At 64.2% G+C, this 832-nt stretch carries 1 protein-coding gene; it reads left to right on the forward strand.

Going from position 1 to position 832, the window contains the following annotated elements:
- Positions 1 to 62: 62 nt before the first annotated feature.
- Positions 63 to 820 (forward strand): IS5 family transposase gene (locus KZX42_RS17160; RefSeq protein WP_112862666.1). Its coding sequence is split into 2 segments (ribosomal slippage): positions 63 to 384 and positions 384 to 820, totalling 759 coding nucleotides; the frame shifts between segments, so codons are not numbered across the junction.
- Positions 821 to 832 lie beyond the last annotated feature (12 nt).

The raw sequence follows: 832 nt of genomic DNA on the forward strand, positions 1-832 counted from the left end.
TAGGCTCAGGACCCATTGAAGTGAGGCGTGCGATCTGATTCAGGCTCCTGAGGAGTCTGGATATGAGCGACCTGTATTGGCTGACGGACGAGCAGATGGCTCGGCTGGAGCCCTTCTTCCCCAAGAGCCACGGCAAGCCGCGCGTTGACGACCGCCGGGTATTGAGCGGGATCATCTTCGTCAACCGCAACGGCCTGCGCTGGCGGGATGCGCCGTCGGCCTATGGGCCGCACAAGACGCTCTACAATCGCTGGAAGCGGTGGAGCGAGGCGGGCGTCTTCGTCCGGATGATGGAGGGCCTGTCCGGCGCCCAGACCGAACGTCGGACTGTCATGATCGACGCGACCTATCTGAAGGCGCACCGCACGGCTTCGAGCCTCGCGGTAAAAAAGGGGGCCTCGGGCGGCTGATCGGACGCACGAAAGGCGGCATGAACACCAAGCTTCACGCCGTGACAGACGTCAACGGAAGGCCCATCAGCCTCTTCATGACAGCGGGTCAGGTCAGCGACTACATCGGCGCTGCCGCTCTCGTGGACAGTCTGCCCCGCGCCCAGTGGCTGCTGGGGGACCGGGGCTACGACGCCGACTGGTTCCGGGACGCCTTGCAGGCCAGGGGGATCACGCCGTGCATCCCTGGCCGCAAATCCCGGACCGAACCCATCCGCTACGACAAGCGACGCTACAAGCGGCGAAACCGGATCGAAATCATGTTTGGCCGCCTGAAAGACTGGCGACGGGTCGCCACTCGCTACGATCGCTGCCCGACCGTCTTCCTGTCCGCCATAGCCCTCGCCGCCACAGTGCTGTTCTGGCTATGAGTCCTGAGCCTA

The organism is Brevundimonas sp. EYE_349 (assembly GCF_023147505.1).
In the GTDB taxonomy this organism is placed as follows: Bacteria; Pseudomonadota; Alphaproteobacteria; order Caulobacterales; family Caulobacteraceae; genus Brevundimonas.